The sequence below is a fragment of the Pseudomonas sp. EA_65y_Pfl2_P74 genome, assembly GCF_963970575.1.
GTDB classification, from domain to species: Bacteria; Pseudomonadota; Gammaproteobacteria; order Pseudomonadales; family Pseudomonadaceae; genus Aquipseudomonas; species Aquipseudomonas baetica_A.
On the sequence record NZ_CAXAOQ010000009.1, the window covers coordinates 49,513 to 75,054 of the forward strand.

Annotated in this window: 24 protein-coding genes; 14 read left to right on the forward strand and 10 right to left on the reverse strand. The window is 59.9% G+C overall.

Annotated elements, in window-relative coordinates; translation table 11 throughout:
- Window positions 1-18 precede the first annotated feature (18 nt).
- On the reverse strand, window positions 19-2,373 hold the full coding sequence (locus AACY18_RS09020) for a 7TM diverse intracellular signaling domain-containing protein (RefSeq protein ID WP_339464720.1): 2,355 nt from the start codon (window positions 2,371-2,373) through the stop codon (window positions 19-21).
- A 305-nt stretch (window positions 2,374-2,678) separates the two neighbouring features.
- Between AACY18_RS09020 and AACY18_RS09025 the strand changes: the two genes are divergently transcribed.
- The 4 genes from AACY18_RS09025 (at window position 2,679) to AACY18_RS09040 (ending at window position 6,198) form a co-directional block, all read left to right on the forward strand.
- On the forward strand, window positions 2,679-3,476 hold the full coding sequence (locus tag AACY18_RS09025) for a hydroxymethylpyrimidine/phosphomethylpyrimidine kinase (protein WP_339431364.1): 798 nt from the start codon (window positions 2,679-2,681) through the stop codon (window positions 3,474-3,476).
- An 18-nt stretch (window positions 3,477-3,494) separates the two neighbouring features.
- Window positions 3,495-4,118, forward strand: a complete 624-nt coding sequence (gene thiE, locus AACY18_RS09030) for a thiamine phosphate synthase (RefSeq protein ID WP_339464721.1) — start codon at window positions 3,495-3,497, stop codon at window positions 4,116-4,118.
- Between the two features lie 17 nt (window positions 4,119-4,135).
- Complete coding sequence (gene hemL, locus AACY18_RS09035) at window positions 4,136-5,419, forward strand: glutamate-1-semialdehyde 2,1-aminomutase (RefSeq protein WP_221730174.1); 1,284 nt, start codon at window positions 4,136-4,138, stop codon at window positions 5,417-5,419.
- A 224-nt stretch (window positions 5,420-5,643) separates the two neighbouring features.
- The gene (locus tag AACY18_RS09040) at window positions 5,644-6,198 is read left to right on the forward strand and encodes a tetratricopeptide repeat protein (protein ID WP_042561233.1); all 555 of its coding nucleotides are present in this window, start codon (window positions 5,644-5,646) and stop codon (window positions 6,196-6,198) included.
- Window positions 6,199-6,336: 138 nt separating this feature from the next.
- Here the strand turns inward: AACY18_RS09040 and AACY18_RS09045 are convergent, their stop codons facing one another.
- Entirely contained in the window at window positions 6,337-6,666 is a 330-nt protein-coding gene (locus tag AACY18_RS09045; protein WP_003185742.1) for a DUF1820 family protein, read from the reverse strand.
- A 133-nt stretch (window positions 6,667-6,799) separates the two neighbouring features.
- Between AACY18_RS09045 and miaB the strand changes: the two genes are divergently transcribed.
- The 5 genes from miaB (at window position 6,800) to lnt (ending at window position 12,202) form a co-directional block, all read left to right on the forward strand.
- Window positions 6,800-8,128 (forward strand): tRNA (N6-isopentenyl adenosine(37)-C2)-methylthiotransferase MiaB, encoded by a 1,329-nt coding sequence (gene miaB, locus AACY18_RS09050; protein ID WP_339431361.1) that lies wholly within the window; start codon window positions 6,800-6,802, stop codon window positions 8,126-8,128.
- Window positions 8,129-8,333: 205 nt separating this feature from the next.
- Window positions 8,334-9,332 (forward strand): PhoH family protein, encoded by a 999-nt coding sequence (locus AACY18_RS09055; RefSeq protein ID WP_339431360.1) that lies wholly within the window; start codon window positions 8,334-8,336, stop codon window positions 9,330-9,332.
- Window positions 9,325-9,819 carry an rRNA maturation RNase YbeY gene (gene ybeY / locus AACY18_RS09060; RefSeq protein WP_339431359.1) on the forward strand — a complete coding sequence of 165 codons (495 nt, stop codon included), beginning with the start codon at window positions 9,325-9,327 and terminating at the stop codon, window positions 9,817-9,819. The genes AACY18_RS09055 and ybeY overlap by 8 nt, the downstream gene beginning before the upstream one ends.
- Window positions 9,820-9,824: 5 nt before the next feature.
- Window positions 9,825-10,664 (forward strand): HlyC/CorC family transporter, encoded by an 840-nt coding sequence (locus AACY18_RS09065; protein WP_007909641.1) that lies wholly within the window; start codon window positions 9,825-9,827, stop codon window positions 10,662-10,664.
- Between the two features lie 14 nt (window positions 10,665-10,678).
- On the forward strand, window positions 10,679-12,202 hold the full coding sequence (gene lnt / locus AACY18_RS09070; protein WP_339431358.1) for an apolipoprotein N-acyltransferase: 1,524 nt from the start codon (window positions 10,679-10,681) through the stop codon (window positions 12,200-12,202).
- 91 nt (window positions 12,203-12,293) lie between these two features.
- On the opposite strand, the gene AACY18_RS09075 is transcribed toward lnt, so the two are convergent.
- Entirely contained in the window at window positions 12,294-13,073 is a 780-nt protein-coding gene (locus tag AACY18_RS09075; RefSeq protein WP_339431357.1) for a YdcF family protein, read from the reverse strand.
- A 104-nt stretch (window positions 13,074-13,177) separates the two neighbouring features.
- Window positions 13,178-13,501 carry a hypothetical protein gene (locus AACY18_RS09080; protein WP_339431356.1) on the reverse strand — a complete coding sequence of 108 codons (324 nt, stop codon included), beginning with the start codon at window positions 13,499-13,501 and terminating at the stop codon, window positions 13,178-13,180.
- A 254-nt stretch (window positions 13,502-13,755) separates the two neighbouring features.
- Here AACY18_RS09080 and leuS point away from each other — a divergent pair, with 254 nt between their 5' ends.
- The 4 genes from leuS to arfA all read left to right on the forward strand — a co-directional run bounded on the left by leuS (window position 13,756) and on the right by arfA (window position 18,497).
- Window positions 13,756-16,362 (forward strand): leucine--tRNA ligase, encoded by a 2,607-nt coding sequence (gene leuS, locus AACY18_RS09085; RefSeq protein ID WP_339431355.1) that lies wholly within the window; start codon window positions 13,756-13,758, stop codon window positions 16,360-16,362.
- 87 nt (window positions 16,363-16,449) lie between these two features.
- Entirely contained in the window at window positions 16,450-17,055 is a 606-nt protein-coding gene (locus tag AACY18_RS09090) for an LPS-assembly lipoprotein LptE (RefSeq protein ID WP_221730181.1), read from the forward strand.
- Between the two features lie 39 nt (window positions 17,056-17,094).
- Window positions 17,095-18,132, forward strand: a complete 1,038-nt coding sequence (gene holA / locus AACY18_RS09095) for a DNA polymerase III subunit delta (protein WP_339464722.1) — start codon at window positions 17,095-17,097, stop codon at window positions 18,130-18,132.
- A 200-nt stretch (window positions 18,133-18,332) separates the two neighbouring features.
- A complete protein-coding gene (gene arfA, locus AACY18_RS09100) occupies window positions 18,333-18,497 on the forward strand; it encodes an alternative ribosome rescue factor ArfA (RefSeq protein ID WP_339464723.1) in 165 nt (54 codons plus the stop codon).
- Between the two features lie 9 nt (window positions 18,498-18,506).
- On the opposite strand, the gene AACY18_RS09105 is transcribed toward arfA, so the two are convergent.
- Window positions 18,507-19,439, reverse strand: coding sequence for a hypothetical protein (locus AACY18_RS09105; protein ID WP_339431353.1), 933 nt, complete (start codon window positions 19,437-19,439; stop codon window positions 18,507-18,509).
- Window positions 19,440-19,695: 256 nt separating this feature from the next.
- Here AACY18_RS09105 and AACY18_RS09110 point away from each other — a divergent pair, with 256 nt between their 5' ends.
- Window positions 19,696-21,018, forward strand: coding sequence for a lytic murein transglycosylase (locus AACY18_RS09110; protein WP_339464724.1), 1,323 nt, complete (start codon window positions 19,696-19,698; stop codon window positions 21,016-21,018).
- Window positions 21,019-21,152: 134 nt separating this feature from the next.
- On the opposite strand, the gene AACY18_RS09115 is transcribed toward AACY18_RS09110, so the two are convergent.
- From AACY18_RS09115 to AACY18_RS09135, 5 genes are all read right to left on the reverse strand, one after another.
- Window positions 21,153-22,103, reverse strand: a complete 951-nt coding sequence (locus AACY18_RS09115; protein ID WP_339431351.1) for a S66 peptidase family protein — start codon at window positions 22,101-22,103, stop codon at window positions 21,153-21,155.
- A gap of 125 nt (window positions 22,104-22,228) precedes the next feature.
- A complete protein-coding gene (gene lipA / locus AACY18_RS09120) occupies window positions 22,229-23,227 on the reverse strand; it encodes a lipoyl synthase (protein ID WP_167394918.1) in 999 nt (332 codons plus the stop codon).
- Between the two features lie 25 nt (window positions 23,228-23,252).
- Entirely contained in the window at window positions 23,253-23,900 is a 648-nt protein-coding gene (gene lipB, locus AACY18_RS09125) for a lipoyl(octanoyl) transferase LipB (RefSeq protein WP_038361904.1), read from the reverse strand.
- Window positions 23,900-24,175 (reverse strand): DUF493 domain-containing protein, encoded by a 276-nt coding sequence (locus tag AACY18_RS09130; RefSeq protein ID WP_221730186.1) that lies wholly within the window; start codon window positions 24,173-24,175, stop codon window positions 23,900-23,902. The genes lipB and AACY18_RS09130 overlap by 1 nt, the downstream gene beginning before the upstream one ends.
- Before the next feature lie 80 nt (window positions 24,176-24,255).
- Window positions 24,256-25,413, reverse strand: coding sequence for a D-alanyl-D-alanine carboxypeptidase family protein (locus AACY18_RS09135; RefSeq protein WP_221730187.1), 1,158 nt, complete (start codon window positions 25,411-25,413; stop codon window positions 24,256-24,258).
- Between the last annotated feature and the right edge of the window lie 129 nt (window positions 25,414-25,542).

The following is a 25,542-nucleotide window of genomic DNA, read 5'->3' on the forward strand; positions in this document are numbered from 1 at the left end:
GGCGGCGCTTTTACCCTGTCAGCAGCACAATACCCATCGCTCCAGCGCCGACTGCAGATCTTCGAATTTCACCGGTTTGTTGAGGTAATCAATCGACGCGTCCGTGGCACAAGGCTCTCGATCAGCGCTCAACGCCAACATGAATACCGGCAGATGGGCACAGCCAGGCAAAGCGTGAATCTGGCAGCATAGCGAAACACCTTCGTGGCTGGGCAGTTGGCAATCGATCAGCACCGCGTCGAAGGTTTCACGCTGCAACAAGTCCAGCGCCACTGCAACGTTGTCGGCGGTACGCACGCGAAAACCGAGCTTGAGCAACATCCCGCGCATCACCAGTTGATTGACGCTGTTGTCATCCACCAACATCACCGTGCAGTCCTGCGGTGCGCGGATGCAATCGCGCAAAGGCGTGGGGGCAAGGGCAGGCTCGACCACCGGCAACTCGAACTCGACATCCAACTGGAAGCGACTGCCACTTCCGGGTTCAGAACGGTGGGTGAGCGTGCCGCCGAGCAACTCGACCAATTGCCGACAGATCGCCAGACCCACGCCCAATCCGCCATATTCGCGGGTCATCGAACCGTCGAGCTGGAAGAAACGCTGATACAGCGTCGCCTCGCCCAGATCGGTGAAGCCGATGCCGGTGTCGATCACCGCAAACGACAACGCCAGACGATTGTCCGTCGACGGCTTGCCGGTCACGCGCAGCGCCAGCCCGCCAACGCGGGTGAACTTGAGGGCGTTGTCCAGCAGGCATTCCAGGCATTGGGCCAGTTTCGCGCTGTCACCGTGCAGGCGGTCCGGCAGGGTCGGCAGAACATCGACCTTGAAGTCCAGCGACTTGCTCGCGGCATTACCGTCGAACTGCACACGCAATGCTTCAACCACACCGCGCAGGCTGAAACTGCCAGGGGTGGCCTTGAGCTTGCCGGCCTGCAATTCGGTGAGGGTAAGGATGCCGTTGACCATGCGCATCATGTCCCGGGCAGAACCGGCGGCGGTCTGCTGGTATTGCTCAAGCTCGGGGTCAAGGTCGACGGTCTGCATCAGTTCCAGCGAGCCGATCACACCGTTCATCGGCGTGCGCAGTTCATGGGTCAGGGTCGCAAGGAATTCATCCTTGAGCTTGTTGCTGTGGGCCAGTTGCTGGTTGAGCACTTCAAGTTTCTGACCGGCGTCGTACAGCGTTTGCGCCTGCTGCTCGCGCATGGCGTTGATGCGATCCGCCAGTGCCAGCGACAACAGCGCCACTTCGATGGCCGAGCCGATCTGGCTGGCGTACATGGTCAGGAATACGTTCGGCAGCAAGCCCAGCACCATCAGCGTATTGATGACGCCGCCCAGCAGGAACGCCGACCAGGCAATGATGAAGTACCGCGCCACGCGCAAGCCGCGCCACCAGGCGAGAATCCCCGCCGCGAAAATCACCACGGTAAAGGTCAACGCCAGGGTCGTCGCCAGCCGCAGGGCCAGGGCGTAACTGGTCATCAGCGACAACCCGACCACCAATGCACCGAACGCGATCAGGGCGATCAGCAGGCGATCAAGCCAACGACTGTGGTTTTTGGTCTGCAAGAAGCTGCGGGCGAACTGGCTGCCGAACAGGCCGGCGCAACCGATAAAGAAGGGGGTGGAAGCGTTGGCCCACCACGGATTGTTCGGCCAGAAATACTCGACGGCGGCGCCGTTCACCGACAGTTGATAAAGACCGAACGAGGCAATGTAGAAGATGTAATAGAGGTAACTGGTGTCGCGCACACTGAGGTAGATGAACAGGTTGTAGACCAGCATCCCCAGCAACACACCATAAATGACGCCCAGCACATACAGGCGCACTGGCTGGTCTTCAAGGTACGCGGTGCTCGACCATAATGTCACGGGTGCCTGGATCGAGCCTTCACTGGCCAGGCGCAGGAACACGGTTTGTTGCTGATCGGGTTTGAAGGCGAGGTCAAACAGATAACTGTTCTGACGAATCTCGCGGCTGGCAAACGGCAGCGCATCGCCGGTCTGACGCACCAGGCGGTAGTCGCCCTTGGCATCGGGCAGATACAGGTCGAGATGGTCGAGTGGCGGATAAGCCAGTTCCAGCAACCAGGTGCGTTGTGCGGTCGGATTATTAGGACGGTAATGCAGGTCGATTTTCAGCCAGAACGCCGAACGCGAGTACCCGGCGTTGAGCGTGGCTTTGTCGTTGGGTTTGAAATGGCCGGCTGCAGCCTGCGCGCGGACATCGGCAATGCTCGCCTGACCGCCCGGATCTTCGAACACTTGCAGTGACCGGCCCAGAGGGAGGCTCTGGGTAAACTCGTCGAATTCGACGGCGCTCGCCATGAGGGGCAAGCAGAACAGCAACATCAGCAAATAGCGCATTGAAGCCCCAGCGTGGCTCGTCCGGTTGTGTCAGGAAGCCCCCCCATTCCCTTTGAGTAGACGTAAAACCGGTATTACCTGTTATTGGTTTGGATCCAGCCTAGCATAGCCGTTGATGGCCATTGAGCACCATCGAAATTTTTCCCACAAAGGCTCTAGAACGGGCGTTTCAGAGCAAAGCAGCGAGCTAGAGCTGTTGAGCCGGTCAAGTTGTGACAATACGGTCGGGGTTCTATGCCCGGGCTATCGGCAGGACACAACGGCACTGAACCGGAAAATCAGGTTTGGTGGTAAGCTCGCGCACCATGAATATCTACAGCTCACGCCCCGTTGTCCTCTGTCTCTCCGGCCACGACCCCAGTGGTGGCGCCGGCTTGCAGGCAGATATCGAAGCCCTGCTCGCGCAGGGTTGCCATGCGGCTCCGGCCGTCACCGCCCTGACCGTGCAAGACACCGTCAACGTCACTGACTTCCGCGTCCTCGACCGCGAGTGGGTGTTGGCCCAGGCCAATGCCGTGCTCAACGACTCCGACGTCGCTGCGGTCAAACTGGGCATGCTCGGTTCGCTGGAAATGGTCGACACCGTCGTCGAACTGCTTTCAGCGCATCCGCACTTGCCTGTGGTCTGCGACCCGGTGCTGCGCGCCGGCGGCGGCGGACGTCTGGGCAAGGACGAGGTCGGCTATGCGATGCGCGAACGTCTGCTGCCGCTGTCGATCATTGCCACCCCCAACCTTCCCGAAGCCCGAATCCTCGCTGAACTGCCCGAAGGCACTGCCGACGAGTGCGCTGAAAAACTCTTGCCGTTCGTCAAAAACCTGCTGATCACCGGCGGCCACGGCGACGAAACTGAAATCCACAATCGCCTGTACAGCCGCGACGGCCTGCGTGAAACCTTTTATTGCCAGCGTCTGCCGGGTAGCTATCACGGTTCCGGTTGCACCCTCGCCAGCGCTCTGGCCGGTCGCCTGGCTCAGGGCGAAAACCTCGCCAGCGCTGTGCGCAGTGCACTGGATTACACCTGGCGCACCCTGCGCGACGCCGAACAACTGGGCAAAGGCCAGTTCGTGCCGCGTCGTCTGCCGCTGGATTTCTGCTCGTAACGTCGTGAGGTCTGCCTGATGAAACTACGTGGCCTGTATGCCATTACCGACAGCCAATTGCTGGCCGGGAAGTTTCTGTCTTACGTGGAGGCGGCGCTGGAAGGCGGCGTCACCCTGCTGCAATACCGCGACAAGAGCAACGATGAGGCCCGCCGTCTGCGTGAGGCCGAAGCGCTGCGTGATCTGTGTGAGCGCTACAAAACGCAGTTGATCATCAACGATGACGCCGAACTGGCTGCGCGCCTCAACGTTGGCGTGCACTTGGGCCAGACCGACGGCCCACTGTCACCGACCCGCGCTCTGCTCGGCTCGAAAGCGATCATCGGCTCGACCTGCCACGCGCAGATCGAACTGGCCGAACAAGCCGCCAAAGAAGGCGCGAGCTACGTCGCCTTCGGCCGCTTCTTCAACTCCAACACCAAACCCGGCGCACCGACTTGCAGCCTCGATCTGCTCGATGACGCCCGTCGCCAACTGCATTTGCCGATCTGCGCGATCGGCGGCATCACCCTCGACAACGCCGCGCCGCTGGTGGCCCATGGTGTCGACCTGCTGGCCGTCGTCCACGGCCTGTTCGGCGCTGAAAGCACCGCCGAAGTGACCCGCCGCGCTCGCGCGTTCAACGAACTGTTCAAATCCTGAAGATTGAGAGCCCGATCATGTCTCGTTCCGAAACCCTGTTTGCCAACGCCCAGAAACACATTCCCGGTGGCGTCAATTCGCCAGTTCGTGCGTTCAAGAGCGTGGGCGGCACACCGCTGTTCTTCAAGCACGCCGAAGGCGCCTACGTTACCGACGAAGACGACAAGCGTTATGTCGATTACGTCGGTTCGTGGGGCCCGATGATCCTTGGCCACAGCCATCCAGACGTGCTCGACGCCGTGCGCAATCAACTGCAACACGGCCTGTCCTACGGTGCGCCAACCGCGATGGAAACCGAGATGGCCGACCTGGTCTGCTCGCTGGTGCCGTCGATGGACATGGTGCGCATGGTCAGTTCCGGCACCGAAGCGACCATGAGCGCCATCCGCCTGGCTCGCGGTTACACCGGTCGTGACAGCATCATCAAGTTCGAAGGCTGCTACCACGGTCACTCCGACAGCCTGCTGGTCAAGGCCGGTTCCGGCGCACTGACCCAAGGCGTGCCAAGTTCGGCCGGTGTGCCGGCGGCGTTCGCCAAACACACCCTGACCCTGCCCTTCAACGACATTGACGCCGTTGAAAAGATGCTCGCTGAAGTCGGCCAGGAAGTGGCCTGCATCATCGTCGAGCCCGTGGCCGGCAACATGAACTGCGTGCCGCCAGCACCGGGGTTCCTCGAAGGCTTGCGCTCGCTGTGCGACAAACATGGCGTGGTGCTGATTTTCGACGAAGTGATGACCGGTTTCCGCGTCGCCCTCGGCGGTGCTCAGGCGTACTACGGCGTCAATCCCGACCTGACCACGTTCGGCAAGATCATTGGCGGCGGCATGCCGGTCGGCTGCTTCGGTGGCAAACGTGAAATCATGGAGCGCATCGCGCCACTGGGCCCGGTGTATCAGGCCGGCACCTTGTCGGGCAATCCTCTGGCCATGGCCGCTGGCTTGACCACCCTGCGCCTGATCAGCCGTCCGGGTTTCCACGCCGAGCTGACCGACTACACCACGCGTCTGCTCGACGGTCTGCAACAACGCGCCGATGCCGCTGGCATTCCATTCGTGACCACCCAGGCGGGCGGCATGTTCGGCCTGTACTTCAGCGGCGCCGACGCCATCGTCACCTTTGAAGACGTGATGGCTAGCGACGCTGCACTGTTCGGTCGCTTCTTCCACCTGATGCTGGAGGGCGGCGTGTATCTGGCGCCGAGCGCATTCGAAGCCGGCTTCACGTCGATCGCCCATGGCGAAGCCGAGTTAAAACTGACGCTGGACGCTGCCGAACGCGCCTTCGCTGCGTTGAAGTAATTGCCGTACCGCTGACGTTGGCCATTGCCAGCGTCAGCCTTCACCTACATCCCCACGCTTTTTCCACGCCTCTGCCAAAAATCTTCCTGAAAGTGGGCGATATATTCCCCGCGCAGCAGAAAAACGAGTAAAGACTTTGTAAGGTTGGCCCTGCTTATTTCATAATGCGCGCTTATTGGATCCCTCGATGGGTCCGCGTGCCCTTCAGAGGTAAGTCGATTCCCATGAACCGCACCGGCCGCACCCTTGCCTTGGGCTGCCTGTTGCTCCTTCAGCCCCTGCTCGCGCATGCACAAGCAGGCGGCAACTCGTTGTTGATCCCGGCGATGGGTCGTTGCACCCTCAATACTCAGCCGCAAGACGTCACGCAGGCATTGGCTGCCTGCCAGAAAGCGGCGGATGAAGGGGATGCGCAAGCGCAATACGAGTTGGGCGAGTTCTACTACGACGGCAAGAATGCGCCGCGCGACCTCAATCAAGCCCTGAGCTATTTCGAAAAGGCCTCATTGCAAGGCCACGCCCAGGCGCAATTCAAGCTCGGCACCATGTTCTTCCACGGTGAAGGCGTGCAGGCCAACAACATTCAGGCGTACATCGTACTGAAGATGGCCGCGGTCAACGGCGCCGAAGAGGCGCTCGACACAGCCGACGAAGTCTCCGAAAAAATGTCCCGCGAAGATCTCGAAACCGCCACTCAGGTACTCGGGCAAATTTTCCGTAAATACCTGATGGAACTGCAAAGCGCCGATGGGCGTACGCCGTTCTCGCCCCTTCCCTGAATTCTGTACGGATTTTTCTGGCCTCTTCGCGAGCAAGCCCGCCCCCACATGGGATCTTCTGAACACTGAAGATCAATTGTGGGAGCGACGGTGCGACGATTCGACTTGCTCGCGAATGAGGCGACTCGGTCCTGAGCCTTACTTCTCAGGCATCGGCATCGGAAACGGCATTACATTGCCGACCGCACCGCGGGCTTCGCTGATTTTCGGGGTGCCGAGGCGTTCGACTTCGTCGATGCGCACGATCGAATGCATCGGCACAAAGCTGCGCACAACGCCTTCAAACTGTGCCTTGAGCTTTTCTTCGCTCGGATCGACGACCACTTGCGTGCGCTCGCCAAAGACGAACTCTTCCACTTCCAGGAAACCCCACAGATCACTTTGATAGATCTGCTTGGCGTACATTTCGAATACCTGGCCCTGATTGAGGAAAATCACCTTGTAGATTGGAGCTTCGCGTTTGGTCATGGCGGGCGGATAACATCGGGGATAAAAATGAGGGCGCAAACTATAGCATAGCCACCGGACGCACAGCGGTAGGAACCTGAGGGCTTGTTCCCTATAATGCGCGGTTCTTTGAATCACGTGACGATCAAAATCCATGGCCAAGAAGCTTTACATCGAAACCCACGGTTGCCAGATGAACGAGTACGACAGCTCGCGCATGGTCGATCTGCTGGGTGAACATCAGGCCCTGGAAGTCACCGCTCGCGCGGAAGACGCCGACGTGATTCTGCTCAACACCTGCTCGATCCGCGAGCGCGCCCAGGATCGGGTGTATTCGCAACTCGGCCGCTGGCGCGAATTGAAACTGGCCAACCCGGACATGGTAATCGCCGTCGGCGGTTGCGTGGCCAGCCAGGAAGGCGCGGCGATCCGCGATCGCGCGCCGTACGTCGACGTGGTGTTCGGCCCGCAGACCCTGCACCGCCTGCCGGAAATGATCGACGCGGCGCGCAGCAGCAAGCTGCCGCAAGTGGACGTCTCGTTCCCGGAAATCGAAAAATTCGACCACTTGCCCGAGCCGCGCATCGATGGCCCGAGCGCTTATGTGTCGGTGATGGAAGGCTGCAGCAAGTACTGCACGTTCTGCGTGGTGCCTTATACCCGCGGCGAAGAAGTCAGCCGCCCGTTCGATGACGTGATCGCCGAGATCATCCACCTGGCCGAAAACGGCGTGCGTGAAGTGACCCTGCTGGGCCAGAACGTCAACGGCTATCGCGGCACCACCCACGACGGGCGCCTGGCCGATCTCGCCGAACTGATCCGCGTAGTCGCGGCCGTCGACGGCATCGACCGCATTCGCTACACCACCTCGCATCCACTGGAGTTTTCCGACAGCCTGATCCAGGCCCACGCCGATGTGCCGGAACTGGTGAAGCACCTGCACTTGCCCGTGCAGTCGGGCTCGGACCGGATTCTGGCGGCAATGAAGCGTAACCATACGGCGCTGGAGTACAAATCGAAGCTGCGCAAACTGCGCGCTGCCGTGCCAGGGATCTGCATCAGCTCGGACTTCATCGTCGGCTTCCCCGGCGAGACCGAGAAAGATTTCGAACAGACCATGAAGCTGATTGCCGACGTTGGCTTCGACTTTTCCTACTCGTTCGTCTACAGCCAACGCCCGGGCACCCCGGCTGCCGATCTGGCGGATGACACCCCGCAAGAGCTGAAGAAAGAACGCCTGGACGCGCTGCAACATCGTTTGAATCAGCAAGGTTTCGAAATCAGCCGACAAATGGTCGGTTCGATCCAGCGGATTCTGGTAACCGACTATTCGAAAAAAGACCCGGGCGAGTTGCAAGGGCGCACCGAGAATAATCGTATCGTCAACTTCCGCTGCGACAATCCAACGCTGATCGGTCAGTTCGCCGACGTGCACATCGACGCGGCGCAACCGCACTCGCTGCGCGGCTCGCTGATCCAGTAGCAACACATGTCCCTTGTGGGAGCGGGTTTGCTCGCGAAGACGTCGCTTCAGCCACTATCAACGTTGCTGACACACCGCTTTCGCGAGCAAGCCCGCTTCCACAAGGCCTGTGATTGACCTTGCGATATTTAAGAGCTTTCGCACCCACGCCACTGGCGTTATCCTTGATTTCATCCTAATTGCCCCAGGGCGGCTAAATACGACCTTGAACGCACCCATCGAACCACATCGTTTTATCCTCGAGCCCTTTGAGGCTCGCCGCTTCGCCAATCTGTGCGGGCAATTCGACGAGCATCTGCGCTTGATCGAACAGCGCCTGACCATCGAGATCCGCAACCGCGGAAACCAGTTCGAGCTGATCGGCGACCCCAAGCACACCACTTCTGCGGAAAACCTGCTGCGCCGCCTGTACCGGGAGACCAAAGGTACCGAGTTGTCGCCAGACATGGTGCACCTGTTCCTCCAGGAATCGGCCGTTGTAGAACTGGACAACCACGCCCCCGCCGAAGCCTCCGTCGCCCTGCGCACCAAAAAAGGCATGATTCGCCCACGCGGCTTGAATCAACTGCGCTATGTGAAGGAAATCCTCGGCAACGACATCAACTTCGGCATCGGCCCGGCCGGTACCGGCAAGACCTATCTGGCCGTGGCCTGCGCTGTCGATGCTCTGGAACGCGAGCAGATCCGTCGCATCCTGCTGGTGCGTCCAGCGGTCGAAGCGGGTGAAAAACTCGGTTTCCTGCCCGGCGATCTGGCCCAGAAAATCGACCCATACCTGCGCCCGCTCTACGACGCGCTCTACGAAATGCTCGGTTTCGAATACGTGGCCAAGCTGATCGAGCGTCAGGTGATCGAAGTCGCGCCGCTGGCCTACATGCGCGGCCGTACGCTGAACAACAGCTTCATCATTCTTGACGAAAGCCAGAACACCACCGTCGAGCAGATGAAGATGTTCCTGACCCGTATCGGCTTTGGCTCCACAGCAGTGATCACCGGTGACATCACCCAGGTCGACTTGCCGCGCGGCACCAAATCCGGGCTGCACCATGTGATCGAAGTTCTCAAGGACGTGCCGGGCATCAGTTTCACGCACTTCCAGCCCAAGGACGTCGTGCGCCACCCATTGGTGCAGCGGATCGTCGAAGCCTACGAGCGCTTCGAAAGCCGCGCCGATGCACCCAAGGAAACTTCGCGCGATGCTTGAGCTAGACCTGCAAATCGCGACCGACGCGAACGCCCCGAGTGAAGCTGCGTTCCGCCAATGGTGCGAACTGGCCCTGCGCCAGCGCACCGCCGACTCGGAAATGACCATTCGCCTGGTCGACGAGGAAGAAGGCCGCGAGCTCAATCACACCTGGCGCCACAAGGACTACGCGACCAACGTCCTGTCGTTCCCCGCGGAAGTGCCCGACGAGTTTCTCGACATCCCGCTGCTCGGCGATCTGGTGATCTGCGTGGCCGTGGTTGAGCGCGAAGCTGCTGAACAGGGCAAGGAACTTAAGGCCCACTGGGCACATCTGGTCATTCACGGCTGCTTGCATCTGCTCGGTTACGACCATATAGATGACGAGGAAGCCGAAGAAATGGAAGCACTGGAACGCGAGTTGCTTGCTGAACTGGGCTACCCCGATCCGTACGCGGACGACGAACCCGAAACATCCCCTATCGTTACAACAAAGGATTCAGAGTAATCGCTATGAGCGAAGATCGATCGAGCAACGGGCAGAAGTCATGGCTGGGTAAACTGACCCAGGCTTTTGCCCACGAGCCGAAGAACCGCCAGGAGCTTTTAGAGCTGCTGCGCGATGCACATCAGAACAAACTGCTGGACAGCGAAGCGCTGGCCATCGTCGAAGGCGCCATTCAGGTGGCTGACCTGCAAGTACGCGACATCATGGTGCCGCGTTCGCAGATGATCAGCATCAAGGCGACCCAGACACCCCGCGAGTTCCTCCCGGCCGTGGTCGACTCGGCCCACTCGCGCTATCCGGTCATCGGCGAAAGCCATGACGACGTGATGGGCGTGCTGCTGGCCAAGGACTTGCTGCCGCTGATCCTCAAGGAAAATGGCGACAGCTTCAACATCAAGGATCTGCTGCGCCCGGCCACCTTCGTGCCGGAGTCCAAACGACTGAACGTGCTGCTGCGTGAATTCCGCGCCAACCACAACCACATGGCCATCGTCATCGACGAGTACGGCGGTGTGGCGGGTCTGGTGACCATCGAAGACGTGCTCGAACAAATCGTCGGCGACATCGAAGACGAGCACGACGTCGAAGAAGACAGCTACATCAAGCCGCTGCCAAGTGGCGACTTCCTGATCAAAGCCCTGACACCGATCGAGAACTTCAACGAGTTCTTCGACAGCGAATTCTCCGACGATGAGTTCGACACCGTCGGCGGTCTGGTGATGAGCGCGTTCGGACACTTGCCAAAACGCAACGAAATCACTGAAATCGGCGCCTATCGTTTCCGCATCCTGAACGCCGACAGCCGTCGGATTCACTTGCTGCGACTCACGCCAATCGCACGTTAATTCTAAGGACTGAAATGCGCTGGACAACCCGCCCCGGCTGGCCCGGTAACCTGCTGGCCGTGGCGGCCGGTGCAATCACCACGTTAGCGCTGGCACCGTTCAACATCTGGCCGCTGGCATTGCTGGCGGTCGGCCTGTTCTATGCCGGGCTGCGCGAGCTGAGCCCCCGCCAGGCACTGGGACGTGGCTGGTGCTTCGGTTTCGGCCTGTTCGGCGCCGGCACCAGTTGGATCTACTACAGCATCCACCACTTCGGCGGCGCTTCGGTGTTGCTGGCTGGTTTCCTGATGCTGCTGTTCACCGCCGCCATTGCCTGGTTCTTTGCTTTGCCCGCCTGGCTTTGGGCGCGCTGGCTTCGCCGTAATGAGGCGCCATTGGCCGACGCCTTGGCGTTCGCCGCGTTATGGGTCGGCCAGGAAGCGTTTCGCGGCTGGTTCCTCACCGGTTTTCCATGGCTGTATTCCGGTTACAGCCAACTCGACGGCCCGTTGGCCGGACTCGCACCGGTGGGTGGCATGTGGCTGGTGTCGTTCGTTCTGGCACTCACCGCTGCACTGATCTACAACGCCCCACGCCTGATCAAATCCGGCCGCAAGGGTTTTGTCGCGGCCGGCCTGCTGTTGCTGGTTGGGCCGTGGGTGGCAGGTATTGCGCTCAAGGGCCATGCCTGGACCAGCCCGTCCGGCGCGCCGTTGAGCGTCGCGGCGATTCAGGGCAACGTCGAACAAAGCATGAAATGGGACCCGGCACAGCTCAACGCACAATTGGCGCTGTACCGCGACTTGAGCTTGCGTTCCAAACCGGTGGACCTGCTGATCTGGCCGGAAACCGCCGTGCCGGTGCTCAAGGAGTCCGCCGAGGGCTACCTGAACATGATGGGCACTTTTGCCGCCGAGCGTAAATCGGCGCTGATCACCGGCGTGCCGATTCGCAAAACGGTTCGTCACGAAAAGCGCTTCTTCAATGGCATCACCGTGGTCGGCGAAGGCGATGGCACTTACCTGAAACAGAAACTGGTGCCGTTCGGCGAATACGTGCCGTTGCAGGACATTCTGCGCGGGCTGATCGCTTTCTTCGATCTGCCGATGTCCGATTTTGCTCGCGGCCCGGCCGATCAGCCACTGTTGCAGGCCAAGGGTTATCAGATCGCACCGTTCATCTGCTATGAAGTGGTGTATCCGGAGTTTGCCGCCAGCCTGTCGGCCCGCAGCGATCTGCTGCTGACGATCAGCAACGACACCTGGTTCGGAACGTCGATTGGTCCGCTGCAACACTTGCAGATGGCACAGATGCGCGCACTGGAGGCCGGACGCTGGATGATCCGTGCGACCAACAACGGCGTGACCGGTTTGATCAACCCGTTCGGGCAGATCACCGAACAGATTCCGCAGTTCGAGCAGGGCGTTTTGTACGGTGAGGTGGTACCGATGCACAACCTGACGCCGTATCTGCGATGGCGTTCGTGGCCGTTGATCATTGTCTGCTTGCTGCTGTTTGGCTGGGCACTGATGGCGAGCCGGATGTCAAAAACCCTTTAAAAGCTTGGCGAGCAAGCCCGCTCCCACATTTGAAATGCATTCCAAATGTGGGAGCGGGCTTGCTCGCGAAGAGGCCATTAGCAACACTCAATCAATCGGCGACTGCTTCACTCCGGTAAAACAGTGAATACCCCACCTGCCCCACCGCCTCATTCAACAACTGGCCGCTCTGCCAGATCGACTTGAACTCCGGCATCCAGCCGCCCAGCGGCCTCGCGTTATCCGTGCCCAGGAACCCGACCGGTGCCGGCACTACTTCAAATCCCGCCTTCTCGAAACTCCAGACCGAGCGCGGCATGTGCCAGGCCTGTGTCACCACGACCACGCGCTTGATCCCCTGCGGCAGCAGCATATCGGCGGTGAACTTAGCGTTTTCCCAGGTCGTACGGCTCGCCCCCTCTTGCCAACGCACAGTCACGCCGAAGTCATCACGCAACGAGTCCGCCATCAATTTCGCCTCCGTCGGCGGCGTACCGTAATGCAGACCGCCACTGGTCAGGATCGGCAAACCCGATGCCTTGGCCAGTCGCGCCGCGTAGCGCTGACGTTCAAGCCCCACGCCGGTCGGCTGATCCGCGCCCCAGGCCAGATCGCCGCGCTCACGGCCCGAACCCAATACCACAATCGCATCGGCCCGCTGTGCCAGCGTCGCCCACTCGTCCCGGGCCAGCGGTGGCTCACGCTCAAGCGCCTTGGCGCCCCACTGCACGACCACCGGCAGGCTCATCAACCAGAACCCGCCAAAACCGATGGCGAAACACAATCCGGCCAGACGCGGACGGGAGCGGCGCAACCACCACGCCGCCAGCAACAGCAATAATAAAATGCCGGGCGGCAATAGAAGTTGTTTGATGAAATAACGAAAAGGCATCGGGCATCTCCAAAGATGCCCGAAGCGTAAGAGTGTTAATAATGCGTGACAACCGATAGGTGGGATCCTGTTGAAAAAGATCCGTTTTTTGACCTGCCATGCGCTTACTTGGCCTGCAAAGAGCGAACCTTGACGGATTCTCTGCCGGGCGCCCGGTCCTTAAGCCAGATGACCTTGGCGGAATGCGTTGCATCGAGCTGCTTCACTGCCTGCGACAAGCATCCGTGCGTTTCACGTTCGCTGCGATCCAGATAAGCCTTGACCAGTTTGAACTCGGCGGGGCTCAAGTCACGCAATTCCAGTTCCAGGGGGCGCTCATCGCGCAGCCGGCCAGCGGTTTTTGCAGCGTCCAGAGCCATGCCCAGACGATCCATCAACCGTTCGTACAACTCGGGTTTCGTAACGTTTTTTTGCTGTGACTCCACCATCCCTCACCTCATTGACAATAAGACTCACTCCCCAGTTAGAGCTTAGCTTCGCTGCACAAACCGGCTGTACGCCGCGACCAACGGCCCTCGCCATGGATTGACCGGGCCAAACAGCTGTAATCAGGGTTTCCCTAGGCCAAGCGCGGTCATGTATGCTACGGCGCTTCCTGTCATTCCACTTCCAGCTCGTCCGGGCCATCCCGAATGCCGCGTTGAAGAGGATTAGGCCACCCCTATCCAGTACAAAAGTAGCCATGCACGAACAATATCAGCCCCGTGAGATCGAAGCCGCCGCCCAGTCGTTCTGGGATGAGCAAAAGTCCTTTGAAGTCAGTGAACAGCCAGGCAAGGAGACTTACTACTGCCTGTCGATGTTCCCTTACCCCAGCGGCAAGCTACACATGGGGCACGTGCGCAACTACACCATCGGCGACGTGATCTCCCGCTACCAGCGCATGCAAGGCAAGAACGTTCTGCAACCGATGGGTTGGGACGCCTTCGGCATGCCGGCGGAAAACGCCGCGATGAAGAACAACGTGGCCCCGGCCAAGTGGACCTACGAAAACATCGCCTACATGAAGTCCCAGCTGCGCAGCCTGGGCCTGGCGGTGGACTGGTCCCGCGAGGTCACTACCTGCAAGCCGGATTACTACCGCTGGGAACAATGGCTGTTCACTCGCCTGTTCGAAAAAGGCGTGATCTACCGTAAAAACGGCACCGTGAACTGGGACCCGGTCGACCAGACCGTTCTGGCCAACGAACAGGTCATCGACGGTCGCGGCTGGCGTTCCGGCGCGCTGATCGAAAAGCGCGAAATCCCGATGTACTACTTCAAGATCACCGCGTACGCGGATGAGCTGCTGGAGAGCCTCGACGAACTGACTGGCTGGCCGGAACAGGTCAAGACCATGCAGCGCAACTGGATCGGCAAATCCCGCGGCATGGAAGTGCAGTTCCCGTACAACGTCGACTCCATCGGCGAAGCCGGCACGCTCAAAGTCTTCACCACCCGTCCGGACACCCTGATGGGCGCGACCTACGTCGCCGTGGCTGCCGAGCATCATCTGGCCACTCTGGCTGCGCAGAACAACCCAGCGCTGCAAGCGTTCATCGCCGAATGCAAGGGCGGCAGCGTCGCTGAAGCCGACGTCGCCACTCAAGAGAAAAAAGGCCTGCCGACCGGCCTGTTCGTCGAGCACCCGCTGACTGGCGAAAAACTGCCGGTATGGGTCGCCAACTATGTGCTGATGCACTACGGCGACGGTGCGGTCATGGCGGTGCCGGCTCACGACGAGCGTGATTTCGAGTTCGCCCACAAGTACAACCTGCCGATCAAATCGGTCGTGCGTACCAGCTCCGGCGAGACCAACCCGGCCCCGTGGCAAGACGCCTACGGCGAGCACGGCACCCTGATCAATTCCGGCGAATTCGATGGCCTGGACTTCGCTGGCGCGTTCGACGCCATGGAAGTGGCCCTGATCAAGAAAGAGCTCGGCGCCTCGCGCACCCAGTTCCGCCTGCGCGACTGGGGCATCAGCCGTCAGCGCTACTGGGGCTGCCCGATCCCGATCATCCACTGCGATGCGTGCGGTGACGTACCGGTACCGGAAGATCAACTGCCTGTCGTCCTGCCGGAAGACGTGGTGCCGGACGGCGCTGGTTCGCCACTGGCGCGCATGCCCGAGTTTTACGAGTGCACCTGCCCGAAATGCGGCCAGCCTGCCAAGCGTGAAACCGACACCATGGACACCTTCGTCGAGTCGTCGTGGTACTACGCCCGTTACGCTTCGCCGCACTTTGAAGGTGGCCTGGTCGAAAAATCCGCAGCCGACCACTGGCTGCCGGTGGATCAGTACATCGGCGGCATCGAACACGCCATCCTGCACCTGCTCTACGCGCGCTTCTTCCACAAGCTGATGCGTGACGAAGGTCTGGTGAGCTCCAACGAGCCGTTCAAGAACCTGCTGACCCAGGGCATGGTGATCGCCGAGACTTACTACCGCCGCGAAGCCAATGGCGCTTACACCTGGTTCAATCCGGCGGACGTCGAACTCGAACGTGACAGCAAAGCCAAGGTCATCAGCGCCAAGCTCAAATCCGACGGCCTGCCGGTGGAAATCGGCGGCACCGAGAAGATGGCCAAGTCCAAGAACAACGGCGTCGACCCACAGTCGATGATCGATCAGTTCGGCGCAGATACCTGCCGCCTGTTCATGATGTTCGCCTCGCCGCCTGACATGAGCGCTGAATGGTCCGACTCCGGCGTAGAGGGTTCGCACCGCTTCCTCAAGCGCGTCTGGCGTCTGGCTCAAGCCCACGTTACTCAGGGCCTGCCGGGCAAACTGGACATCGCCAACCTGAACGACGAGCAGAAAGCCGTTCGCCGTGCGATCCACCTGGCCATCAAACAGGCCAGCCACGACGTCGGCCAGAACCACAAATTCAACACCGCCATCGCTCAAGTGATGACGCTGATGAACGTGCTGGAAAAAGCCGCGCAAGGCACCGAACAGGATCGCGCACTGATTCACGAAGGCCTGGAAGCCGTCACACTGCTGCTGGCTCCGATCACGCCGCACATCAGCCATGAGTTGTGGAATCAGCTGGGTCACGCTGACGCCGTGATCGACGCTGGCTGGCCGGCGGTGGATGACAGCGCGCTGGTACAGGACAGCCTGCAACTGGTCATTCAAGTGAACGGCAAGCTGCGTGGCCAGATCGACATGCCGGCCAGCGCAACCCGTGAAGAAGTCGAAGCGGCAGCGCGCGCCAACGAAAACGTGCTGCGTTTTGTCGACGGCCTGACTATTCGTAAAGTGATCGTAGTGCCCGGGAAACTGGTCAATATTGTCGCCAGCTAATTGGATCGGGCGTCAGGTTCGCCTGGCGCCGAGTAAAACCTTTCGGGCCGCACGGTCGGCCCACCTGGTTTCAAGGGGAGCAACACAATGATCAAACGCAATCTGCTGGTGATGGGCCTCGCCGTCCTGTTGAGCGCCTGTGGTTTCCAGCTGCGCGGTACCGGCACCAACGAACTGGCGATCAAGGAACTCGACCTGAGTGCCCGCAACGCCTACGGCGATACCGTCACGCAACTGCGTCAGGTACTGGAGTCCAGCGGCGTCAAGGTTTACAGCGGCGCGCCGTACAAGCTCTATCTGGCTGACGAGCAGGAAAGCCAGCGCATCCTCAGCTACGCCGGTGCCGGTCGTACGGGCGAGTATCAGGTCAGCACTGTCCTGAGCTACGACATCCGTGGTGACAAAAACCTTTCGCTGCTGAGCGACAAGCTTGAAGTGCAGAAGGTGTTCATTCACGACGGCAACAACCTCGTCGGCTCCGATCAGGAAGCCAACGACGCCCGTCGCGAGACCCGTCGCGAACTGGTTCAGCGCATGATGCTGCGCCTGCAACAGCTGACTCCGGACCAACTGCAGCAACTGCAGCAAGCCGCCAATGACCGGGCCAAGGCAGAAGCCGACGCGCTCGAAGCGGCGCAAAAGGCTGAAGCGCAGACCCCGCGTCAGTCGCCGCTCGAAGTACCGCAGCAGTAAGACGTTCGGGGCGCTCAGGCGCCCCGTTCGACCGATCTTATGAAGCTCGCTCCCGCTCAACTCAGCAAACACCTGCAGGGCTCCCTTGCGCCGGTCTACATCATCAGCGGAGATGACCCGCTGCTGTGTCAGGAAGCCGCCGACGCCATCCGCCGTGCTGCCCGCCAACAAGGTTTTGACGAACGTCAGGTATTTGCCGCCGACGCCAATTTCGATTGGGGCACGTTGTTGCAGGCCGGTGCCAGCATGTCGTTGTTCGCTGAAAAGCGCCTGCTGGAACTGCGCCTGCCATCGGGCAAACCCGGTGACAAGGGCGCGGCTGCGTTCATCGAATACTGCTCGCGTCCCGCTGAAGACACCGTGCTGCTGATCAGCCTGCCCAAGCTCGATGGCAGCGCGCAGAAGACCAAGTGGGGCAAGGCGCTGGTCGAAGGCCAGCAGACCCAGTTCATTCAGATCTGGCCAGTGGATGCCAATCAACTGCCGAGCTGGATTCGTCAGCGCCTGTCTCAGGCCGGATTGTCGGCCAGCCAGGACGCCGTCGAACTGATTGCCGCACGCGTGGAGGGCAACTTGCTCGCCGCCGCGCAGGAAATCGAAAAGCTCAAACTGATGGCCGAAGGTGGGCAAATCACCGTCGAAACGGTGCAAGCCGCTGTCGCGGACAGTGCCCGCTTCGACGTGTTTGGCTTGACCGACGCCGTGCTCAACGGCGAACCGGCTCACGCCTTGCGCATGCTCGAAGGGCTGCGCGGTGAAGGTGTCGAACCGCCCGTGATTCTCTGGGCATTGGCGCGAGAGCTGCGCCTGCTGGCCAATATCTCGCTGCAGTACAGCCAGGGCACGCCGCTGGACAAGTGCTTCAGCCAGGCGAAACCGCCGGTCTGGGACAAGCGCAAACCCTTGATGAGCAAAGCCCTGCAACGCTACTCGGCGCAACGCTGGGCGCAGTTGTTGCTCGAAGCCCAGCGCATCGATGCGCAGATCAAGGGCCAGGCTGCCGGGTCGCCGTGGATGAGCCTGAGCCGATTGGCGTTGTTGATGGCCGGTCAGCGCCTTTCGTTGCCTGCCGAGTAAGTCGTTCAACCGCACAACGGCCCTTCGCGAGCAAGACCGCTCCCACACTTGACTGCATTCTCATAGCGCGAATTCGGTCGAATGTGGGAGCGGGCTTGCTCGCGAAAGCATCAGAACATTCCTACACAACAGAGACTGGACAGACGTCCAACATCGGCAGATTATTCGCCCCGCAACACCCACCCACCGAGAGATCCGTCATGAGCAAAAAGCCATCGAAACATGGCCCGAACAAGGCCAAATCCATTATCGCCCAACCCCTGTTCCGCACCCGCCAGGAACGACCAACCAAGGGGAAAGGCAGCTACCGCCGCGAAGCCTTCCAGTCTGACAGCTGGGAGGCTTCTTACTTTCTGGCTGCTTGAAACGGATAATCAATTCACCGCCTGATCTTGCGCCTGAAACGCAAACGTCACTCTATCGGCCAGCGTTGCCGGCATTGTTACTTTGATAATAGGCAGCGTTTCACCAGTGAGCTCTTTGAATCGGCGCTGATCCCTCTGGACTTCCGCCAAGCCCGATGTGTTTCCGACAATCACGTAAAAGAACGCCTCAATTGGCAAGACTTTCGCCTGCCCCTTTGCCCATGTCGTCATTTTCACGTCATTGGGTATGTCAAAAGCTCTTGGCGTCACCAGACGTCCTGCCTGCATCCCCTTTACAAAATTGGGGCCCGCCAGCGTATTAGCCGAATCTCTGACATCAAAACTGCATACACCTGCCCTGTTGTGACTAGGAACAGCATGCTTGTTGTAATTCTCTGCCCATTTTTCAGGGGTATTGATGCCTTGGGCAGCGCAGGCAACGGTTGAGGGATAGCCGGAAATCCCGCCACAACCCCGATCACTACGATGATCAGAATCCCCGTCCACGGGAAAGAAGCACAGAACTTCAATCTTGAGTTTGCCTGACGGTGTTTTCAAAACAGGATAGAAAATCAGTCCTTTCTTGTAATTCATGGCCAGTCTTTTCATTTTGTAGTCTGAGCGGACAAACGAAAATGAGGTACCTCCCACCCTTTCAGCGGTGGGGCTAGGATCCCAGACATCAAAGCCGGCTGCAGTGGCCGTTCCACGCAGCAAAATACCACTGCAAAGAAAGGCAGGTCTGGAGTCCACACCATCACATCGAAGAGTGGTGGTATCGCTATAACGCCTCGTCAATTCGGAGGCTACTTCCGGGCCGCTGGTGGCTAACGCTGTAGCAGTCTGTACGCCCAGCTGAGTTTGAACAGGCTCCTGCGAAGGGCCTTTTACAGAGCACCCTGCCAGCAAAAGAAACAGCAGTAAAAGCGCTTTACCTTTCATATGAAATTCCTCGTCAACGTGCGTCAAGAGGCAGTGATCGAGAAATTCAAACCACCACAATCCTGCCGGCATGGGCTATTGAATTGAGGAAAAACACTGCTGAATAGCTGATAGAAATGACAGTTGCGCCCCGCTAATTCAGGGCATATGGTGATTAGCCGGCTAAATAGACCTCGTCCAAATACCTGACCGATAACCGCTTCATTCCGCAGGCATGTTAAGGTCTGCACCTGATTCGTATCCCCTGGAACTGTGCATGCCCTTCAGTCTTTCCCGTCGTTGGCCCGTTCGCCAATTGATCGCCGCCACAAGCTTCATCCTGCTTGTCGCCTGCGCGGAAAAACCCACCGCCGCCGACGCCCAACCTCTTCAAGCCGCCCCTGTCGCCACGGCCCCAGCGATCATCCCGCCGGTAGTGCCGTCCGCCGACCCTCTCGATCTTCAGCCGACCCAGACCTTTGCCGAATGGCAGGCCGGTTTCCGCAAGGATGCGCTGGCCGCCGGGATCCGCGCCGATCTGTTTGATCGCGCGTTTGCCAATGTCAGCTTCGACGCCAGCGTTATTCGCGCCGACCGCAGTCAGCCGGAGTTCTCACGCCCCGTATGGGAATACCTGGACGGCGCGCTGTCGCCGCTGCGAGTGCGCAAAGGCCAAGCGCTGATCAACCAGTACGCCGACATTCTGCAAAGCATCGAACAGCGTTATGGCGTGGATCGTCAGGCGCTGGTGTCGGTGTGGGGGATGGAAAGCAACTTCGGTCAGTTCCAGGGCAGCAAGTCGGTCATCAATTCGTTGGCCACCCTCGCTTATGAAGGCCGTCGGCCGGGCTTTGCCCATGCGCAATTGATCGCCGCCCTGCAGATTCTGCAACAGGGTGATATCACGCCAGAGAAAATGCTCGGTTCATGGGCTGGCGCGATGGGACAGACCCAGTTCATCCCGACCACCTACAACACCCACGCCGTGGATTTCGACGGTGACGGTCGCCGCGACATCTGGGGTAGTCCGGCCGACGCGCTGGCCTCGACTGCACATTACCTGCAAAGCTCCGGCTGGCAGCATGGTCAGCCGTGGGGCTTTGAAGTACAACTCCCAGGCAGCTTCAATTACACGCTCGCTGACGGTGCCATTCGCAAAAGCGTGGCTGAGTGGCGTCAACTGGGCGTGATCATGCCCAATGGTGGTCAAGTGCCCGCAGGTACCGAACAACTGTCTGCCGCCCTGCTGCTGCCGGCCGGCTATCGTGGCCCGGCATTCCTGATCCTCGATAACTTCCGGGCGATCCTCAAGTACAACAACTCGTCGTCCTATGCACTGGCGGTCAGCCTGTTGTCGGAGCGCTTCAGTGGTGGCGGTTTGATCAACGGCACCTGGCCAAAAGATGATCTGCCATTGAGCCGTACCGAGCGGGTTGAGCTGCAAAGCTTGCTGAGTGCGCGCAATTACGATGCCGGTACGGCGGACGGGATCATCGGCGCCAATACCCGCAAGGCGATCCGCAGTGCGCAGCAGGCATTTGGCTGGCCGGCGGACGGGTATCCGACGCACAAGCTGCTTGAGAGCCTTCGTACCCAGTAGTCAGATTTTCGCAAGGCGCATATCGCTTTCGCGAGCAAGCCCGCTCCCACACTTGACTGCATTCTCATAGCGCGAATTCGGTCGAATGTGGGAGCGGGCTTTCTCGCGAAGGCTGATTGACTGGCGGTGCTTATCTACCGACGGACAACCACATCCTGCTCCAGCATCAGTTCTTTTTTCCCCGCATCCAGCCGCACCAAAGCCCCCATCGGTAGCGTCAGGTTCGGATCACAATGCCCGCTGCGCCATCCCGACAACACCGGTATCCGCAATGGTTCGAACGTCTGCTTGAGCAAGCGGTTCAACGCGTCGGTATCCACCCCCGCGACATCACCGACCAGCACACCGCGCAATTTGGCCAGCTTGCCGGCCAGGCGCATCTGCGTGAGCAAGCGGTCGATGCGATACAGCGGTTCGTTGACGTCCTCGATCAGCAGAATCACCCCTTCTACATCGATTTCGTAAGGTGTGCCCAGCGTCGAGGCAATCATCGCCAGATTGCCGCCGAGTAAACGCCCGTGAGCGATGCCGGGTTCGACGGTGGTCAATGGATAGGCCACCGGGTGGCCCAGTACGCTGCCCACCTTCAACTGACCGCGCAGCATGGCGAAGAATGAGGTGACGGTCGGCGGCTCCTTGTCGCCCAGCAGGTCGGCATTGAGCAACGGCCCGTGAAAGGTCACGAACCCGGCGTAGCGGCTGATCGCCAGATGCAGTGCGGTGATGTCGCTGTAGCCGACAAACGGCTTGGCATGACGGCCCAACAGGTCGAAATCAATCCGGTCCAGCAGGCGCGGTGTACCGTAGCCGCCGCGCAAGCAGATGATCGCGTCGACTTCAGGATCGGCGAAAGCGGCGTGCAGGTCGTTGAGGCGCACGTCATCGCTGCCGGCCAGATAGCCGTCCTTCTCGTAGACACCGGGAAATACTTTCAGCGCATAGCCGCGGGCACGCATCCACTGCACAGCCTTGTCAGTGTCCAGTGCGCCGGGGCCGGCAGGGGCAATCACGCCAATCAGCCCTTCGGATGGCAGCGCCGGTACGGGTTTATGCGGAAAAAGGGTGTGGGTCGGTCGAACGGTCATCCATGGTCTCCCTGTGAACTCATACACACAGTAGTCAGGTACAAAGACAAACAAAAGAGTGCGCGGCAGGCCCAAACAAAAATACCCGCCGAGGCGGGTATTTTTTAGACGCTATCAGCGCCGGGTCAGGAACCCAGCAGCTCAGCCTTGACCAGCTTCGCCTGCTCGTCAGCGTGGTACGAAGACCGCACCAACGGACCCGACGCAACGTTCTTGAAGCCCATCTTGTAACCTTCTTCGGCGAACCAGGCGAAGGTGTCCGGGTGCACGAAACGCTGCACCGGCAGGTGGCTGCGCGACGGTTGCAGGTACTGGCCCAGGGTCAGCATGTCGATGTCGTGTTCGCGCATGCGCTTCATGACTTCGATGACTTCTTCGTCGGTTTCGCCCAGGCCCAGCATCAGGCCGGATTTGGTCGGGATGTGCGGCATCATCTGCTTGAAGCGTTGCAGCAGGGTCAGCGACCACTGGTAGTCCGAACCCGGGCGTGCGGCCTTGTACAGGCGCGGCACGGTTTCGAGGTTGTGGTTGAACACATCCGGCGGCTCGGCTGCAGTGATCTCAAGGGCGACGTCCATGCGGCCACGGTAATCAGGGACCAGGGTTTCCAGTTGCACGTTCGGCGACAGCTTGCGGATCTCGCGGATGCAGTCGGCAAAGTGCTGGGCACCGCCGTCGCGCAGGTCGTCGCGGTCAACCGAAGTGATCACCACGTACTTGAGCTTCAGGTCGGCGATGGCGATGGCCAGGCTTTGCGGCTCGTTGACGTCCAGTGGTTTCGGACGACCGTGGCCAACGTCGCAGAACGGGCAGCGACGGGTGCAGATGTCACCCATGATCATGAACGTCGCGGTGCCACCGGAGAAGCACTCGCCCAGGTTCGGGCAGGATGCTTCTTCGCAGACACTGTGCAGCTTGTGTTTGCGCAGCAGGCTCTTGATGCGGTCGACTTCCGGGGAAACCGGGATGCGTACACGAATCCAGTCAGGCTTCTTCGGCAGTTCGGTGGTTGGAATGATCTTTACCGGAATGCGTGCAACCTTTTCGGCGCCGCGCAGCTTGACGCCGGCTTCAACCTTGGGACGCGGGGCCGGGCGCTCGGTCACGTCGAGCGTCGGGATCATGGTTTGCACTGCATCAGTAGTCATATCAGTCGATTCCGCCCGTCAGGGTCGTCTGCTCAGCATAGTCGAGGTGTTTGACGAGCTGCGCGCGCAGCCGGGCACTTACCTCGGCAAATTCAATCGATCCTGCGTGATCGCTCAGCTGGGTCATCGCCAGCCCGGCATAGCCGCAGGGATTAATCCGTCGAAACGGTTCCAGGTTCATATCCACGTTCAGAGCCAGGCCATGAAAGGAACAACCGTGGCGGATCCGCAAACCCAGAGAAGCGATTTTCGCGCCATCGACGTACACGCCGGGAGCGTCTGGCTTGGCCGCGGCGGTCACCCCGTAGCTGGCCAGCAGTTCGATCAGGCAAAGCTCCATGCGACTCACCAGATCACGCACGCCGAAACCCAGCTTGCGTACATCCAGCAGCAAGTAAGCCACCAATTGGCCAGGGCCATGATAGGTCACTTGCCCGCCGCGATCGACCTGCACCACCGGGATGTCCCCCGGCAGCAACAAGTGTTCGGCCTTGCCGGCCTGGCCCTGAGTGAACACCGGAGGGTGCTCGACCAGCCAGATTTCGTCAGCGGCATCGCTGCCGCGTTCGTTGGTAAAGCGTTGCATGGCATGCCAGACCGGCTCGTAAGCCATCTGGCCGAGCTCACGAAAGCCCAGCGTGCCAGACATCACAGCACCATGTGCACAAAACCGGTCGCACGCAACTCGCTGTTAATGTCGTACAGCTGTTCTTGACCGGTGGCGATGATGTGCAACTGGATAGTCGTGTATTTGCCGTTGGTGCTTTGACGTTCGTCGATACGCTCATCATTGATGGTCGCGTGCTTTGTGACGATTGCGATGATCTTGTCTTTGTTGCCAACGCCAGTGTCGCTGATCACCTTGATCGGGTAATCAGTCTGGGGAAATTCGATCTTTGGCGCCTTTACTTCGGTATCGGTCATGGCGTAACGGCCTCTTAAGCCGTGGTAACGCGCATGGCCCCGCACCGGATCGGAGCAGGGCCATGCAGGTCAACACTAAATCAGTTGAACAAGCCGTAGAAGAATAGACGGATGCTATCCCACATGCGGCGGAAGATACCACCTTCCTCGACAGCGTCCAGAGCGATCAGGTCGGCGCTGTGCACAACCTTGTCTTCCAGTTTCACTTCGACTTTACCGATCACGTCGCCCTTGGCGATGGGCGCGGTCAGTTGTGGGTTCATGGTCATGCTGGCCGCAAGCTTCTTCAACTGGCCTTTGGGCAGGGTCATGGTCAGGTCTTCAGCCAGGCCGGCCTTGACTTGATTGGTGGTGCCTTTCCACACCGGGGCCTGAGCCAGTTCGGTGCCTTTCTGATAGAAGGTCTGGGTTTCAAAGAAGCGGAAACCGTAGGTCAGCAGCTTCTGGGTTTCAGCGGCGCGAGCCACTTCGCTGTTGGTGCCGAACACCACGGCGATCAGGCGCTGGCCGTCGCGTACAGCCGAGGACACCATGCAGTAGCCGGCTTCTTCGGTGTGACCGGTTTTCAGACCGTCAACGGTCTTGTCACGCCACAGCAGCAGGTTGCGGTTAGGCTGCTTGATGCCATTCCAGAAGAACTCTTTCTGCGAATAGATCGCATAGTGAGCCGGGTCTTCGTGGATGATCGCGCGAGCCAGGATCGCCATGTCGTGAGCCGATGAATAGTGCTCAGGATTCGGCAGACCGGTCGGGTTCATGAAGTGGGAATTGGTCATGCCCAGTTCTGAAGCGGTTTTGTTCATCAGGTCGGCGAAGGCGTCTTCGCTGCCGGCGATGTGCTCGGACAGCGCCACGCTCGCGTCGTTGCCGGACTGAATGATGATGCCGTGCAGCAGGTCGCTGACAGTGACCTGCGAACCCACCTTGATGAACATCCGCGAGCCGCCGGTGCGCCAGGCGTTTTCGCTGACGGTCACCGGATCGTTTTCACCGATCTGGCCGCGACGGATTTCCAGCGTAGCGATGTATGCCGTCATCAGTTTGGTCAGGCTGGCCGGTGGCAGACGCTGATCACCGTTGTTCTCTACCAGCACATTGCCGCTGCTGGCGTCCATCAGGACGTAGGCTTTGGCGGCCAGTTGAGGGGGCGACGGCATCATCTCGGCCGCAAAGGCGGCGGGCGAGAGGAGCAGCGGGACTAGCAGACACAGGCGTTTGGCAAAGGTGGTGATGTTCATCCGTCTCTCGAAATCGCTAATGGAAACTTGCCCTAGGGCAAAACTATTCAGACAGCCTTCTAACGGGCCATCGCGTGTTCAGTTGCTCACTCCAGTCACCCTTGCCGGGCTTTTATTCTTCGACGAGCC

Excerpts from the sequence above, each read along its gene's own strand:
- AACY18_RS09115 (WP_339431351.1), bottom strand. The coding sequence starts at position 22,103 with ATGACCGTTCGACCGACCCACACCCTTTTTCCGCATAAACCCGTACCG.
- lipB (WP_038361904.1), bottom strand. The coding sequence starts at position 23,900 with ATGTCTGGCACGCTGGGCTTTCGTGAGCTCGGCCAGATGGCTTACGAG.
- AACY18_RS09105 (WP_339431353.1), bottom strand. The coding sequence starts at position 19,439 with ATGAAAGGTAAAGCGCTTTTACTGCTGTTTCTTTTGCTGGCAGGGTGC.
- AACY18_RS09090 (WP_221730181.1), top strand. The coding sequence starts at position 16,450 with ATGATCAAACGCAATCTGCTGGTGATGGGCCTCGCCGTCCTGTTGAGC.
- AACY18_RS09020 (WP_339464720.1), bottom strand. The coding sequence starts at position 2,373 with ATGCGCTATTTGCTGATGTTGCTGTTCTGCTTGCCCCTCATGGCGAGC.
- AACY18_RS09135 (WP_221730187.1), bottom strand. The coding sequence starts at position 25,413 with ATGAACATCACCACCTTTGCCAAACGCCTGTGTCTGCTAGTCCCGCTG.
- AACY18_RS09110 (WP_339464724.1), top strand. The coding sequence starts at position 19,696 with ATGCCCTTCAGTCTTTCCCGTCGTTGGCCCGTTCGCCAATTGATCGCC.
- lipA (WP_167394918.1), bottom strand. The coding sequence starts at position 23,227 with ATGATCCCGACGCTCGACGTGACCGAGCGCCCGGCCCCGCGTCCCAAG.
- arfA (WP_339464723.1), top strand. The coding sequence starts at position 18,333 with ATGAGCAAAAAGCCATCGAAACATGGCCCGAACAAGGCCAAATCCATT.
- AACY18_RS09045 (WP_003185742.1), bottom strand. The coding sequence starts at position 6,666 with ATGACCAAACGCGAAGCTCCAATCTACAAGGTGATTTTCCTCAATCAG.
- AACY18_RS09130 (WP_221730186.1), bottom strand. The coding sequence starts at position 24,175 with ATGACCGATACCGAAGTAAAGGCGCCAAAGATCGAATTTCCCCAGACT.
- lnt (WP_339431358.1), top strand. The coding sequence starts at position 10,679 with ATGCGCTGGACAACCCGCCCCGGCTGGCCCGGTAACCTGCTGGCCGTG.
- AACY18_RS09025 (WP_339431364.1), top strand. The coding sequence starts at position 2,679 with ATGAATATCTACAGCTCACGCCCCGTTGTCCTCTGTCTCTCCGGCCAC.
- AACY18_RS09040 (WP_042561233.1), top strand. The coding sequence starts at position 5,644 with ATGAACCGCACCGGCCGCACCCTTGCCTTGGGCTGCCTGTTGCTCCTT.
- hemL (WP_221730174.1), top strand. The coding sequence starts at position 4,136 with ATGTCTCGTTCCGAAACCCTGTTTGCCAACGCCCAGAAACACATTCCC.
- ybeY (WP_339431359.1), top strand. The coding sequence starts at position 9,325 with ATGCTTGAGCTAGACCTGCAAATCGCGACCGACGCGAACGCCCCGAGT.
- AACY18_RS09065 (WP_007909641.1), top strand. The coding sequence starts at position 9,825 with ATGAGCGAAGATCGATCGAGCAACGGGCAGAAGTCATGGCTGGGTAAA.
- AACY18_RS09075 (WP_339431357.1), bottom strand. The coding sequence starts at position 13,073 with ATGCCTTTTCGTTATTTCATCAAACAACTTCTATTGCCGCCCGGCATT.
- AACY18_RS09080 (WP_339431356.1), bottom strand. The coding sequence starts at position 13,501 with ATGGTGGAGTCACAGCAAAAAAACGTTACGAAACCCGAGTTGTACGAA.
- leuS (WP_339431355.1), top strand. The coding sequence starts at position 13,756 with ATGCACGAACAATATCAGCCCCGTGAGATCGAAGCCGCCGCCCAGTCG.
- holA (WP_339464722.1), top strand. The coding sequence starts at position 17,095 with ATGAAGCTCGCTCCCGCTCAACTCAGCAAACACCTGCAGGGCTCCCTT.
- miaB (WP_339431361.1), top strand. The coding sequence starts at position 6,800 with ATGGCCAAGAAGCTTTACATCGAAACCCACGGTTGCCAGATGAACGAG.
- thiE (WP_339464721.1), top strand. The coding sequence starts at position 3,495 with ATGAAACTACGTGGCCTGTATGCCATTACCGACAGCCAATTGCTGGCC.